The following is a 13,124-nucleotide window of genomic DNA, read 5'->3' as shown; positions in this document are numbered from 1 at the left end:
CCCGGCGCAGCTGGACACCAGGCCCGTCCTATTGTTCGCCACCCGCCCGCCGACCGAAACGTCGGGCGGGTTTCTTTTGCCCCTGGGTGGTGGCGCTTGCGCCTCCACCGGGGCAGGCCACCGGCCTGCCCCTTAACGCCTGCTCTTCCCGCGCAGAGGCTCCAAGGTCAAGGGTGGCCGCAGGCCATCGCCGCAGGCGACGCGCAGCGCCCTTGAGGTTGGAGGGGCGCGGGAACACAATGCAGGCGCCACCACCCAGGGGCACGCGGCCGAAGGCCGCGCACGGCGCGCCGCGCCGCCATCCATTCGATCGCTGACCGGTAGCAGAGACATGCGCGAGAGGCGTCGAAATCCCTGTCGAACGCCCTTGAGTTCCCCTGATTCCTCTCAGCTCAGCGCCAGAGACTGGGCTGGATTCCTGTGTCTCCACCCCGCATTCGACAGTTGATCTTGCGATCTGCCGGAGTGCGAAAACCTGGTGAAAACCGGGTGAAAACCCGGTCAAAAGTTGAGACAACTTGTCTCAACTTTTCGCAGGGCGTTCCTCACCCCCGCCTCCCTCCTGACCTGCGTAAACGACGCTACGCGTCGTTGAATCCCTCCTCCCTCCCAGTTCCACATCTCATACCCACTTCGTGCGCACGAGATGTGGAACTGGGAGGGAGGAGGGATTCAAGATCAATTCAGGTCAGGGAGGAAGGCGGGGGTGAGGAGAAGAAAGAAGTGGTTGAGTTGAGTGGGTATCGGTGGGTTTGCGAGTAGGTTGCGGTTGGAGACGATTCCAGCTGGTCGACTCATGCGCGTCGGCGGCGGTCTACTGATCCGCGGATGTCGTTCGAGGTTGGAACTGCAAGGCGTGGTACGTCATCGCAGTGGTGCGCGGGCGACGGGCGCCCGCGTGCGCGAGCCAAGGGCTCGCGTGGTCCGGCGCGCGGTGGGCTGGGTGTCCCTCCGGTATGGCCTTATCTGGGGCTATCACGACGACAACGACCATCAAGGGCGCTTCGCGTCGCCTGCGGCGATGGCCTGGCGGCCACCCTTGACGGCCGCCGCCGTCGTGATCGAGTAGCCCCAGGCCATACCGGAGGGACACCCAGCACGAGCCCGAGACGCGCGCTGTGGACCAGGAAGGCTGCGCAGCCGAAGGCTGCGAGGCGGGGCGCTGCCCCCGCACCCCGCCCTCGCCGGGAGGCAGGCCACCCAGAGGAGCACGGTGTGCAAGAGGAAGTCGTGGTGGTCTACCGCAGCTGGAATGCAGGCGGACCAATCGCCGCGTCGCCGAGTTAGCAGCCCAGGAGAAGCAGCTTTGTAATGCCGGATGCTCACTACTGGGAACCGTCGTTCAGAAGGCTCGCATCTCGTGACCACTATGTAGTGCCTTCTAGTGGTATGTTTTGACGCTCACACACGCACCGGCGGACTTGACTGATCGCGGTGCAGGCGTGCTAGTGCATAGCCCATACGGGCTGGATGCAAAAACAAGCCGTCCGGACGGTTTTATTTCTCTCATAGCGGTCGTCGTCTACTGGCTTGTGTCGTCCCCGGCCGCCTTTATCCATGTGCCGACTCGTCAAGTGTGCCATCATGGCGGCATGGCGACGCCTCTTGACCATGCAGCTGAGTATGTGCGCCCTCCAGTGCGATGGGCGGAGTTCACGCTCTACTTTGAACCCTTGCGGTTTGACGTTGCGCTGGTCGGAACTCTGCAACGCCAATGGATGGAAAAATACCCAGCGGTTCGGCAGCGGTTGCCGAGGCAGCGTCCCGAGAATCTCCCTTCTGTTGACCCCTTCACGGACAGCTGGCCAATGCCGGGAGTCGAACAAGCTACAGGCTCATTCAGCCCTATTTTGTTTTATCAGTTCGATCAAATATCACTTAAATGGGCGTTTTCCGCCACTGAATCTCATGGCGAAGCCTACCCGGGCTACACTAATTTGGCGCCCGAGTTGATGGATCGTTTCGCGGAGCTGGTGCAGGTTGTAGAGGAAACGGATAACACTGTAAAAGTGCAAGGTGCGCAGTGTTACTATTCTAATGCTCTGTCGGACATTGACTCTATTGACTGGGTTTATGGCGTCTTGTCGAATTGGGAAGACAGCCGAATCGTCGATCGGGCGAGTCTGGGCATAAACTATCTCGGCTTGAAATTGCGTCGAGTAAGCGATAATCCGCAGCTTTCTACTCGACGTACCGCATGGATCTCCTTGGATGAAGGAGAAGGTCAGCCTTCTGAAGTTGATATCTGGTCGCTCTCGGTGCCCCGCGACGGCTTCTCTCCCGACACAGATGATCCGATGGCTGTGGCGCAACTACTCCTACACGATGCGCATGAATTCGAAATCTCCAACTTCGAGTCCAGTTTTAGCGCCGAGATGAAGAAAGGGTGGGGAGGGGCATGAGTTATCGTGGAAACGCTTGGCCCGAAGCCGGTTCTAAGCCTAGTCCATTAGCTGAACCGGACGCCCACAAAGTCTTTATCAACTGGGAGCCTCGAGTAGTTTCGAGGAATCGAGCGGCCGTCTTCGCGGCGCGGAACCGTCGCGCGGCCCTTGCTCGGATTCCGCGAGTTAACGGTTTGGCGGCGGAAAACGGCATCATTCAGCTGGCCGATCTCCTCCGCGGCAGACACGTGGACATCGACGTCGCCTACCGTGCGCTCCAACTTATTCGGTTCTTGTTCACCCCGAACACGGTCTATGCTTCCATCGCTCCGGAGGATGGTGGATTGGTGTTCTTTTGGACGGCACTTGACATGTCGATTGAGATCGACATCATTCCTGGCGATAAGTACTGGTGGTCGGTCAGAAATGTCGCTGCTGAAAGCTATTCGGGGGAAGGGGAAGTGTTGCCTTTTCGGAAGCTGCAATACAGCTTGAATCATCTGTCGAAAGAAGTTGAGGTAGCGAATCCTAAATGGCGTCGCGCTGTTAGATAGCTACACGTGGACACGGCAATTCTGAAGGCTGACAATATGCCTGTTGAGATCGAAGATCAACTCTATCGACGTGTGCCCAAAAAGCCAAGTTTTTTCACAGTCAATGACCTGATTACCGGCGAGACTAAACTGTCTCCCGCCGCTTTCAACTACAGTCCGCGGGACAAAGAAGATGGCCTGTCGGTCTACGTTGAGCGACTGCTTGAGGAACTCGGAATCCCATCGGTCAACTTGTGTAAGGATTGGACCACACACGGTGTGGCACGATTCGCGGCCTCACTCATATTGAGGCGAGGCGGCGAAGTCCACATTTGCGAAGACGAGTTGGACCCTATCCTTGGCAAGGCTCATGCGGCGATACCGCTGAGGGATGATTGGCGCGAGCTGAGGCTTGATATTATTTCCTCCTGTGAATTCTTTCCGGCTGATCCCGAATGTTCGGTGTAGGGAGCGCCTTCTATCGTAGAATGCCGCGCTGTTGGAGTGGCTGAGGGTTTGAATCGGTGTTGTAGCGCAGTTGTCTGTGTAGGTTGCGGTGAGAACCTCAGTCCAGTGCTGCCCGTACGTTGTCCCAACGAGATTTTGCTCTGTGCGCGTATCTCATTGTTGTCACAACCGAGGAATGCCCCAGCAATCGGGATACGTCTTCGATCGGGATGCCGCGCTCGAGTAGGCGACTTGCATAAGTATGGCGAAGGTCGTGAAGTCGAACGTGGCCAATTTGGTGACGTTGTTTGCCCTTGCCAACGTATGCGATCCTCACCGATGCGGCGAAGCGATCGCGCAGGTTGCTCGCATCGAACGGCCGACCTTGTGTGTGGGCCATGACGAGACCGGAGTGCACGCGGGCGTTCCGCGGGTACTTCACGGGTGGCGGGGCAGGCTTCCCCATGCCGACTCGGTCTAACCGTGTCTTGAGCAGCCTGGTGAGTCTGTCCCCAATCGGAATTGTTCGGCGCTCGTAGTCTTTCGGTGGGTTCATTTCACTTTCAACCGGATCGTAGGCCCACTCGATGACGACCTCGCGGCGCTTAAGATTCACGCTCTCCCAATGAAGACCCATCGCCTCGCCGAGACGGACGCCTGTGCCGAGTAGTAGCTCGACTACGACGAGGTCGAAGGGGTCGAGGGATATCTCGATTGCTGCTATCTCCTCGTCGTCGAGGTATCGCTCGGGCATCGGCCCTGGCTTGGGGAGGGTGATGCCCTTGCATGGATTCACGTCGATCCGGCGCGCGAGTTGTGCAGCCTTCATCGAGGCACTCAGGAGGTAGTAACACTTAGCGACCGTCGAGGGCGCCATGCCGCTGTTGGACAGATCGGTCACCCACTTCTGAACGTCGTCGGTCGTAATCGAGCGCAGTGGTTCCCTCTGCCACCGCGGGCGAACGTGATCGCGCAGCCGCGCTACATCGGAACGATTTGTGCTCTTCCTCACAATTCGGGAGGCCGTCCACGTTGGCTCCCACTCTCCCCACGTCATCTTGTCGGCCCCGTGGGGAGTGGGAGACCGGCGTTCCGCGACTTCCTTGTTCCCGGCCTGCCGCTCTGCCTCCGCCTTCCGGGCGAAGGTGCCGGCGCTCCGCTTCTTCCCGTTCGCGTCCCTGTAGACGCCCCTGTACTTGCCGCTGGGGAGCTTCTCCGCCCACGCCATCGACTGGTCCACCCTTCAATCGGTTCGTGCCCTACAGCCGCTGTCAGCTATGCTTGCCAGCCGAGCCCCTTTAGCTCAGTTGGTAGAGCTGGTGACTTTTAATCACTAGGTCGTAGGTTCGAGTCCTACAGGGGGCACCATCACGACGGCGGGGCGTGGGGATCTGAGAGCCCCACGTTTGCCCCACGATTCTAGCGTTTCCGCTGGTAGAAGCGCCCCAACCTGTGGATTAAAAGTCCGTAGCTCTACCAACTGAGCTATAGGGGCGCGGAGCAACAGTGTAGTGCGGGCAGGGGCGTATGCCCCAATCGGGGGAGTTCGTGTCGGCGGGCGGGCTGGATGGGTGGGGCGGCGTGGCGGACCCGGTGGGGCGGGCGGACGCGGGGGGATGGGTAACGCGGCGTGCGCGGTGGGCGATGCAGGCGGTAAACACTTGGCACCCAGCTTTGTTCATCTTAGCTGGATCTGGATATCATTCAAACATGTTGGCTGGCAATCTCTTTGGATTTGCAGGGGTGAACGGCTGTGGCCGGGGAAGGCGTGGAGGACGGGTTGGCGGGCGAAACGTGGGCGGCGGCCGGTCGTCCGGGTTGTCGGTCGGCGCGCGTGAACAACCTTGAACCGCTGGCGAATTCGCGCACCCTCCGGATGGGTAGATCAGGTTGCCGAACATTTGCCGTAACAGAAAACCGAATCGGATGGCTACCTGACTCCTCGGTTTGCCGCGTGTCGGATCGGGATTCCGGGTACGGTGACGCCTTGGTGAATTCCGAAAGAATCGTCGACTCGGTCGGCGTCACGGAATTCGGATTGTCGTTGCTGTGTCCGAAGGTGCCGCGGTCGGCCCGGCCGGCCACGGCTCGACGGAACTCGATGCCGCAGGAGGAGGCACGTTCGAAACGAAGAAATGCCCGGATGCGCACCCCCTGCGGCGCACCCGGGCAGGCAAACTATACCAGCTGGTGTGTTTCAGGTTTTCAGGGCGTTTTCGTACCGAAAGTCTGCAATCGGTCGAAAACCGGGTTCCACGTATTGATAAAACTCATGAATTCGCGCCGAGGGTCCGTTCCTTCGGGGGTGGCTGATTGGCGGCGAGTAAGGCTTCGGAGGCGTTTCGAGCATGGCACGGCAGCAAGAGCGGGCGCGCCGGACACGGGCGGCGATTATCAGGTCCGCCGCCGTTGAGTTCGGGAAGAGCGGCTATGCCGCTGCATCGCTCAACCGCATATTGGAAGGATCGCGTGCCACCAAGGGCGCCATGTACTTCCATTTCGATTCGAAGGAAGACCTGGCACGCGCGGTGCTGGAGACCGCGGTGGAACGCTATCGCGCCTCCGCCGAGCGCTGGCTGGCGCGAACCGATCTCAGCCCGCTGGACATCCTGCACGGGGTGGTCGACGAGATCGCGCTGCGACTCGAGCACGACATCATCGTGCAGGCCGAGTACCGCCTGATCATCGAACCGGACTTCTATCGGGACGTGCAAGCCGGTGGCGGCCGCATCCTGGGCCGCACCACCAGGGTGCTCACCGTCCGCGCCATCGACCACGGGCAGCTGCGCGCGGACGCCGATCCCGACCGGTTCACCCGCACGCTCGCCGCGGCGCTGGCCGGTCAGCGCTACATGGTGGATCTGCTAGGCGGGCAGGTCGATCTGCGGGCGCGGTTCGAGGAGGCGCTCGAGGTCGTGATGGAGGCGATGGCCACCCCGGAATGGCTGGAGAAGTTCCGTAGCGACGGGTGGCGTGCCCACGCGCGCTTGGAAGAGCTCGGTTTGAGCCTCTGACCAGCCGGTTTGGGATTCGAGTCCGGTCTGTCATAAGCTATCCCAGCTCCCAACGGACAGCCGTTGAAAGCCGGTCCGGAGAAATCCGGGACGAGCCCCCTTCGTCTAGCGGCCTAGGACGCCGCCCTTTCAAGGCGGTAGCGCGGGTTCGAATCCCGTAGGGGGTACGATCCATGGATCGTTGGTAGCAGAGCATGGCCCTGTGGCGCAGTTGGTTAGCGCGCCGCCCTGTCACGGCGGAGGTCGCGGGTTCGAGTCCCGTCAGGGTCGCAAGCAAGCGCCGGAGATATCCGGCGTTTCGCGTATGGCATTCACTTCGGGTGCCTGCGGCCAGGTAGCTCAGTTGGTACGAGCGTCCGCCTGAAAAGCGGAAGGTCGCCGGTTCGATCCCGGCCCTGGCCACCTTCACTTGTTGGCGAGCCCTGTTCACGGAGAGCGTGAGCCGGGCTCGTTTCGTTATGCGCTCAATTCCTGTTCTGCGGGTCTGCGTCGCCCGACTTTCTCGCTTGGTGGTTTCCTTCGTCCGCGCGAGCGGACGGCTGATCGTCGTCCGGTGTGGCGTTGCTCTCTGCTCGCTGACCGCTCGATTCGATATGGCGAATCGAGCGGTCGCGCATCGGGTTCGGGACTACGCGGTTGCTTGTAGGGCGCGGGTAGGCTGGCGCGGCCATGTGGATCCTTCTCCTCGCGCTCGCTGGGTTCGCCTTCCTCGACTCGCTCGACCTGCTGCTGATCGGCGTCACCACGGCGGTGGTCTACGACAGCAGATTGAGCCGTCGCTCGCCGCTGGTGAGCGGTTTGAGCTTGCTGGCGGGCGTCTTCGCCGTCACCACCGCCTTCGGCATCTGCACGATCCTGGGGATCGGTTTTCTGACCGATCTGTTCGACTTCGAGGTCACGCCGACGGTGCGGTATTGGGCAGAACTCCTCGCGGGGGTGGTGCTGATCGCTCTCGCGTGTATTCGAATGGCCGGTACGGCGACCCCGGAACGGGCGAGCGCGCTACGACGGCAACCGTGGGTGCTCGCCGGCCTCGGCGTGGCGATCGGCATCGCACAGGCGCCGACCGCGGTTCCCTATCTGGCCGGACTCGCGATGATCTCCGCACGGAATCCGCTACCGACGTTGTGGCCGCTGATCGTGGTCGCGTATTGCGCGTTGGCATTGCTGCCGCCGCTGGTGATACTCGGCCTCGCGATGCGGCGTACGACCGGCGCGCGGCGGATGTATCGGAAAATCGTTCGCATTATCAGCTCGTACGGACCTGCTTCGGTGCGCGTACTCTTCGCGATCTTCGGTGTGGTCGTCCTGTGCCACGCGCTCATCCATTACCGAAGCCTTTGGCCGTGAATTGCCGAGTCCGGGCAACGGATGGCGAACGGAAAAGCGATTGAGCGGTGGTGTTCGGTGGGATGCTGGAGGTATGGCTGAGCGCTGGTATTACTGCTTGAAGCACAATCGGGCCGAGCAAGGGCGGCAGTGCTGGTTCCGCGACCGGATGGGGCCGTACCCGGACAAAGCGACGGCCGAGCGCGCGCTGGAGATCGCGCACGCGCGCAACGAGCGGGAAGATGCCCGGGATCGGGCCTGGCGGGACGGGGAGTGACGCGCCCCGGGTGTTCCCCCGGGCGGTGAAGTTGATCTTGGGCCGCAGGTCGAGGGCTCGGACCGCGTCACACCGGGTGCGGCCGCTCAGGTCGCGATCAGGTGTATCGAGTACGGTTCTCCAGAACTCGACGAATGCTCGGAGGTCCTGGCGTGGGCTGCGAGCGGAAACCAGGATCAGCAGGGAGGGCGACCCTTGAGGGTTACCGTTGTTGTGCCGACCTACAACGAGCGGGAAAATCTGCCGGTTGCGGTGGAGCGGCTGACCGCGCTGCCGGTGCCCGACCTGCACGTACTCGTGGTGGACGACAGCTCGCCGGACGGCACCGGCGAGGTGGCCGACAAGCTCGCCGCCGAACTGCCGAACGTGGTCGGTGTGCTGCACCGTACCGAGAAGGACGGACTCGGCCGGGCATACGTCGCGGGCATCACTCGGGCGCTGGACGAGGGCGCGGACGTCGTGATCCAGATGGACGCCGACCTGTCGCACCCCGTCGAAGTCATCCCGGCCATGCTGGAGAAGCTCTCCGACACGGACGCCGGCGTCGTGCTGGGTTCGCGTTACGTTCCCGGCGGCTCGACCGCCGCGGAATGGAAGTGGTACCGCAAGGCGCTCTCGGCCTGGGCCAATTTCTACGTGAACCTCATCCTGCGCTTGGGCGTCAAGGACGCCACCGCGGGCTTCAAGGCCTGGAAGGCCGACACTCTGCGCGCCATCGACGTGGCCTCCATCCGCAGCAACGGGTATTCGTTCCAGGTCGAGATGAACTACCGGACCATCAAGAAGGGGATCGCGATCGCCGAGGTCCCCATCCGATTCGAGGAGCGGACGCTCGGCGCGTCCAAGATGAGCCTGAAGGTGCAGCTCGAGTCGGCGCTCATGCCGTGGAAGCTGCTGTTCGGCCGCGCGGTCTGAATTGCCCAACGGGTCCCGTTCGTCGGCGGCTCAGGCGGTCAACGGCTGACCGAGCGGCTGTGCATCGCCTCCAGCCCGGTCACGAGCACCGACCGCACGGGCGAGGGGAGACGCACAGACCAGGTCGAGGTCCGGCGTGATGGCCGCCGCAGGCTGCGTCGCACCGATTACCCCCGCCGCTCACAGCACGACGGTCCGCAGCTAGGGACAGCATCGCGGCCGAAGCGGGGCGACCACACGACCGGCGGCCGTCGACGCGACGCCGTGCCGATCAGTGCGGCCAATTCAGTAGCGTGTCTACGAACAGCTGGCGGACCCGCGCCACGTTGTCGTCCAAATCACCCGGCTCCCACGCGCTGACGTCGATGGGGTCGAGTATCGCCACGTCGACTGTTCCCGGCCGGGCGACCATCGCGTTGCGCCAGCAGATCTCGCCCGCGTTCCGGATGACGACCGGGATCACCGGCACGCCCGCCTGCATGGCGATGTGGAATGCGCCCTTCTTGAACGGCCCGACTTCGGGGGTGTAGGAACGGGTGCCTTCCGGAGCCACCGCGACCGACAAGCCACCGCGTAGGGTCTCCACCACCGGCCGCAGCGCCGCCTTGGCCTGAGCGGTATTCGCCCGGTCGATGAACGTCACGCCGACGAAGCGCATGAGCGGCCCGAAGACCGGATTCTTGGTCAGTTCCTTCTTGCCGATCGCGGTCACCCCGCCGCCGAGCACTTCGGGCACGATGATGATGTCGAACTGGCTCTGATGGTTGAACAGGAAGACCGCGGGCCGCGGCGATCTCGCGTGCTCGCCGCCGGTGACCCGCACGCGCACGCCCGCGATGCGCAGCGTGTTGCGCGCCGCGTGCGCCATCAGCGCGTCGGCCATCCGCTGCCGGTCCTGGGTGGGCGCTTTCGACGCGACGCCGAACAGCGCGCCCCCGAGCAGCCCGGCGAATCCCGCGGCGGTGCGTACGTAATCGCTCGCACGCGGCGCGCGGCGCGGCCGGAACGTCAACGTGGCCCAGTGCTGCCGGTCGGCGGCGGCGCTGAGCGCGTCGTCGGCGTTCACCGCCACCGGATGTCCCACCAGCGACAGCATGGGCAGGTCGGCGATCGAGTCGGCGTAGGCGTAGCTGTGCTCGAGATCCACTCGGTGCGCGGCGGCGAACGTAGCCACAGCCTCGGCTTTGCCGTTGTGCCACAGCGTCTTCCCATCGGGATGGCCGGTGAGCACACCGCCGCTGGTGGCCATCGGCGTGTACAGCACGTGCTCGATGCCCAATTGTGCCGCCGTCGGCGCCACCTGGAATCGGGTCAGTGAGCTGACCAGCACGATGGTGTGCCCGGCTGCTCGGTGGGTGCGGATCAGTTCCCAAGCTTCGGGATACAGGTACCCGTAGACGGTGCGCTGGAACAGGCGTCTGCCCACGTCGTCCAGCTCCTGTTCGGAGCGTCCGGCCAGCGCCACCGACAACTCGCGCAGGAACCGGCTGTATTCGCCGTCGGTCATGTGATCGCGGATGCCGCCGAGCAGCACATCGGCGGGCTTGCGGCGTAGCCGGCGCGATTTCGGGGCGTCGAGGACCGTACCGCCGAAATCGAAGATCGCGGCGACCGCGCCGCCTTGCGGACCGGAGCGGATGGCGGCGAGCGCGGCGTCGAGGCCGGCGCGCGCGTCGGTCACCACGCCTCCCGATTGGATGGATCCAGCGTGGCGGCCTGCGCGATGCGGGCGCCGATGGTGCGCAGGCGCTCGGCGAATTCGTTCCTTCGCCCGACCAACTCGGCGCGGCGCTCCTCCGGCTCGTCGTCGGACACCGTCTCCAGTAGGCCGTAGTTGTCGGCGAGCTTCAGCGCGCTGGTGAACAGCTCGGTCGAGACCGACTCCGGGCTGTGCAACCGCTGCTGCAGCATCATCTGCTTGCCGACCGCCACGCATTCGGTGATGAACTCCTTGCGGTCGATCTCGTCGCCCGCATCCCGGGCGGCCAGCCGTTCGGCCACCACCAACTGCGCGTCGACGAACGAGCGCAGCACGCGGTGGGCCATGGTGAACCCGGAGGCGGTGAGCTTCGCCAGGATGTCCGAGCTGAGGGTGTCGCTGCGGGTATGGCTGTACCAGTCCGGATCGACCAGCAGCATTTCCGCGACCATCTGATCGGCGAACTCGCCGCGATCGGGGAAGAAGAACTCGAACTTCAAGAGGTCGCGCAGCCGGAATGCCTCGTCCCACCCTGTCTTCAGGGCGTCGGCGTCACCGTTGTCGACCCCGGCCAGGATGGACAGCTCGAGGATGGCGCGGTTGACGAACCAGTGCACGGCGCTGTTGCGGTAGAAGGCGGCCTCGAGATGCGCGCCGGTCTCGATCGAGTACACCGGCTCGACCCCGCCGCGATACACCGTGACCACCTTGGCCAGCGAAAGCTGTTCCAGCACGACGGCCAGGCCCTGTGCGTCGCGCAGCGCGTCGAGTTCGCCGCCCGGCAGCTCACGCTTGTCGATATAGCCGAGCACCGGGTTGAGCACCGTGCGCACCTCGCCGAGGGTGAGGGCGCGCCCGTCCACGCCAAGCAGAGCCAGGGTGACCAGCGCGCTGACGGTGATCGGGGTGACCGCGTTGATGCCGACCGCGACTTCGAACGCGAGCCGCTGCACGGCCTTTCGTTCCAGTTCGGCGATTTCCGGCGGTTCGCTGTCGACGACCCCGGCTTCCGTGCGCGGCGCCGGAATCGGCTCGGTATGGTGCAGGGGGATGGTCAGCGGCGGCGCGGTGAGCGGGTCGCCATGTGCGGCAAGACGATCGCGGGCCGACAGCGGCTCCCCGAAGCGGACGTACACGTGCCCGGCGGAGTGCTGCTGGCTGCGGATGTAGCGCGCCAGCCAGGTGAGGCCCTCCGGTTTCTTCTTGCCGCCCTCCTGCTCGGTGGCGATGGCGCCGAGCTCGTTGAGCCGCTCGTAGGTGATCGAGACCGGAACCAGCATGACGTCGTCGATGCGGTTGGAACGGACCGCCGCGGCGAGGTAGTTCAGCAAGCCGTAGCGCGGGGGCCGCAGCTTGCCGGTGCGGGTGCGGCCGCCCTCGAAGTACCACTCCAGGTTGAAGCGCTTGGCCAGCAGGTAGGCGAAGTACTCCTCGACGACGGCCTTGTAGACCTCGTCGTCGCCGAAACTGCGCCGGATGAACACCGTTCCGGTGCGCCGGGCGATCGGGCCCATCGGCCAGAAGCTGAGGTTCGCGCCGCCGATCACGTGGTTCGGCGGGAAGTCGTTGCGGGCCAGTACGTCTCCCAGGACGAACGCGTCGACGTACGAGCGGTGCGAAGGCAGGAACACCAGCGGAAAGCGGCGGTTCAGGTCGCGCAAGCCGGTCAGGCCGGACTCGTCGAAGTCCACATTCCAGGTCGAAGCGTGCACCGGGCGCATGGCCTGGGTGAACAGGTCGGAAACCAGCCTGCTCTGGGCGGCGACGAGTTCGTTGAGCGCTTTCTCCGCGCGCCGGTACACCTCGTGCGGGCTCGCCCCGATCTGATCGGCGATGAGTTCCAGCCTGCGCAGGAAGTCGGGTGAGTCGAGGATCTCCTCCGCGACCAGCTTGGGCACCTTGTACCGGTCGCCGATGATGGTGCGCTCGGCGCGTTCCAGCGCAACCACCGCCGCGCGCACGACGGCGCGGGCGAACGGTTCGGCGGTGCCCTTGTCGTAGAGCGCCGAAGCCTCCGGATTGTTGATGCGCAACTCGCTGAGCCGGGCCGGAGCGCCGGTCAGCACGACGTGCCGGTCCGGTGACTTGGACACCAGCTTGCGCTGTGCCAGCCGGTTGGGCTTGCGCGGGTTGGTCAGCAGGGCGAGATCGGCGAAGGTGACGCGGCGGACGCCGTCACGTTCCGGCGGCAGCCACAGCACGCGGATCGGCACCACCAGCGGATCGTCGCGCCTGCCGACCAGCCGTGCGGCGACGGCGCTCGCGTCCAGGTCCAGCTGGGTGACCGGGGCGTCGGTACCGAACTCGGCGCTGATCCCGCCGTCGGCGAGCCACTTGCCGACGAGTTCGCGTTCCACCCCGGAGGCGGCGTCGATCAGGGCCACCACCGATCGCGGTGTGGTCCCGGGCCGGACTGTCGCGGGTGAATCGCCGCGGTGATCGATCATCGATGTTCTTCCCTCCGCAGGTGACGCTTCCCACTATTCAATCTCGGCGGGTCTGTTCCGCGCAGGCAGTCGGCGCGGC

The 13,124-nt window shown here is 64.1% G+C and carries 11 protein-coding genes and 4 tRNA genes; 12 read left to right on the top strand and 3 right to left on the bottom strand.

Annotation, left to right across the window (positions count from 1 at the left end; all coding sequences use genetic code 11):
• The first annotated feature begins 943 nt into the window (after positions 1-943).
• The 4 genes from ACIA5H_RS05705 to ACIA5H_RS05690 all read left to right on the top strand — a co-directional run bounded on the left by ACIA5H_RS05705 (position 944) and on the right by ACIA5H_RS05690 (position 3,385).
• Positions 944-1,069 carry a hypothetical protein gene (locus tag ACIA5H_RS05705; protein ID WP_397074175.1) on the top strand — a complete coding sequence of 42 codons (126 nt, stop codon included), beginning with the start codon at positions 944-946 and terminating at the stop codon, positions 1,067-1,069.
• Between the two features lie 325 nt (positions 1,070-1,394).
• Positions 1,395-2,402 carry a hypothetical protein gene (locus ACIA5H_RS05700; protein WP_397074173.1) on the top strand — a complete coding sequence of 336 codons (1,008 nt, stop codon included), beginning with the start codon at positions 1,395-1,397 and terminating at the stop codon, positions 2,400-2,402.
• The gene (locus ACIA5H_RS05695) at positions 2,399-2,938 is read left to right on the top strand and encodes a hypothetical protein (protein ID WP_397074171.1); all 540 of its coding nucleotides are present in this window, start codon (positions 2,399-2,401) and stop codon (positions 2,936-2,938) included. The genes ACIA5H_RS05700 and ACIA5H_RS05695 overlap by 4 nt, the downstream gene beginning before the upstream one ends.
• A 6-nt stretch (positions 2,939-2,944) precedes the next feature.
• A complete protein-coding gene (locus ACIA5H_RS05690; protein ID WP_397074169.1) occupies positions 2,945-3,385 on the top strand; it encodes a hypothetical protein in 441 nt (146 codons plus the stop codon).
• Positions 3,386-3,482: 97 nt separating this feature from the next.
• Here the strand turns inward: ACIA5H_RS05690 and ACIA5H_RS05685 are convergent, their stop codons facing one another.
• Positions 3,483-4,604, bottom strand: a complete 1,122-nt coding sequence (locus tag ACIA5H_RS05685; RefSeq protein ID WP_397074167.1) for a tyrosine-type recombinase/integrase — start codon at positions 4,602-4,604, stop codon at positions 3,483-3,485.
• Between the two features lie 52 nt (positions 4,605-4,656).
• On the opposite strand from ACIA5H_RS05685, the gene ACIA5H_RS05680 reads away from it, so the two are divergent.
• From ACIA5H_RS05680 to ACIA5H_RS05645, 8 genes are all read left to right on the top strand, one after another.
• Positions 4,657-4,732: transfer RNA gene (locus tag ACIA5H_RS05680), tRNA-Lys, on the top strand.
• A 980-nt stretch (positions 4,733-5,712) separates the two neighbouring features.
• Complete coding sequence (locus ACIA5H_RS05675; RefSeq protein WP_355077042.1) at positions 5,713-6,378, top strand: TetR family transcriptional regulator; 666 nt, start codon at positions 5,713-5,715, stop codon at positions 6,376-6,378.
• 94 nt (positions 6,379-6,472) lie between these two features.
• Positions 6,473-6,545: transfer RNA gene (locus ACIA5H_RS05670), tRNA-Glu, on the top strand.
• A 29-nt stretch (positions 6,546-6,574) separates the two neighbouring features.
• A tRNA-Asp gene (locus ACIA5H_RS05665) sits at positions 6,575-6,648 on the top strand.
• A 58-nt stretch (positions 6,649-6,706) separates the two neighbouring features.
• Positions 6,707-6,780 (top strand) — tRNA-Phe (locus tag ACIA5H_RS05660).
• Positions 6,781-7,047: 267 nt separating this feature from the next.
• Complete coding sequence (locus ACIA5H_RS05655; protein ID WP_379250451.1) at positions 7,048-7,728, top strand: GAP family protein; 681 nt, start codon at positions 7,048-7,050, stop codon at positions 7,726-7,728.
• A 73-nt stretch (positions 7,729-7,801) separates the two neighbouring features.
• A complete protein-coding gene (locus tag ACIA5H_RS05650) occupies positions 7,802-7,984 on the top strand; it encodes a hypothetical protein (RefSeq protein WP_355075016.1) in 183 nt (60 codons plus the stop codon).
• 195 nt (positions 7,985-8,179) lie between these two features.
• Positions 8,180-8,899, top strand: coding sequence for a polyprenol monophosphomannose synthase (locus tag ACIA5H_RS05645; RefSeq protein WP_397074164.1), 720 nt, complete (start codon positions 8,180-8,182; stop codon positions 8,897-8,899).
• A 271-nt stretch (positions 8,900-9,170) separates the two neighbouring features.
• Here ACIA5H_RS05645 and ACIA5H_RS05640 read toward each other — a convergent pair whose 3' ends face one another.
• Positions 9,171-10,580, bottom strand: coding sequence for an HAD-IB family hydrolase (locus ACIA5H_RS05640; RefSeq protein WP_397074162.1), 1,410 nt, complete (start codon positions 10,578-10,580; stop codon positions 9,171-9,173).
• Positions 10,577-13,045 carry a glycerol-3-phosphate 1-O-acyltransferase gene (locus ACIA5H_RS05635; RefSeq protein ID WP_397074160.1) on the bottom strand — a complete coding sequence of 823 codons (2,469 nt, stop codon included), beginning with the start codon at positions 13,043-13,045 and terminating at the stop codon, positions 10,577-10,579. Before ACIA5H_RS05635 ends, ACIA5H_RS05640 begins: the two co-directional genes overlap by 4 nt.
• Positions 13,046-13,124: the final 79 nt, after the last annotated feature.

It is taken from the genome of Nocardia sp. NPDC051900, from assembly GCF_044452545.1.
In the GTDB taxonomy this organism is placed as follows: Bacteria; Actinomycetota; Actinomycetes; order Mycobacteriales; family Mycobacteriaceae; genus Nocardia; species Nocardia sichangensis.
The sequence above is the reverse complement of the archived record's forward strand: the minus strand, read 5'-3'. Positions and strand labels throughout refer to the sequence as shown.

What these genes read in the sequence shown, in the direction of transcription:
- ACIA5H_RS05650 (WP_355075016.1), top strand. Translation starts at nt 7,802, where the DNA reads ATGGCTGAGCGCTGGTATTACTGCTTGAAGCACAATCGGGCCGAGCAA.
- ACIA5H_RS05655 (WP_379250451.1), top strand. Translation starts at nt 7,048, where the DNA reads ATGTGGATCCTTCTCCTCGCGCTCGCTGGGTTCGCCTTCCTCGACTCG.
- ACIA5H_RS05635 (WP_397074160.1), bottom strand. Translation starts at nt 13,045, where the DNA reads ATGATCGATCACCGCGGCGATTCACCCGCGACAGTCCGGCCCGGGACC.
- ACIA5H_RS05695 (WP_397074171.1), top strand. Translation starts at nt 2,399, where the DNA reads ATGAGTTATCGTGGAAACGCTTGGCCCGAAGCCGGTTCTAAGCCTAGT.
- ACIA5H_RS05675 (WP_355077042.1), top strand. Translation starts at nt 5,713, where the DNA reads ATGGCACGGCAGCAAGAGCGGGCGCGCCGGACACGGGCGGCGATTATC.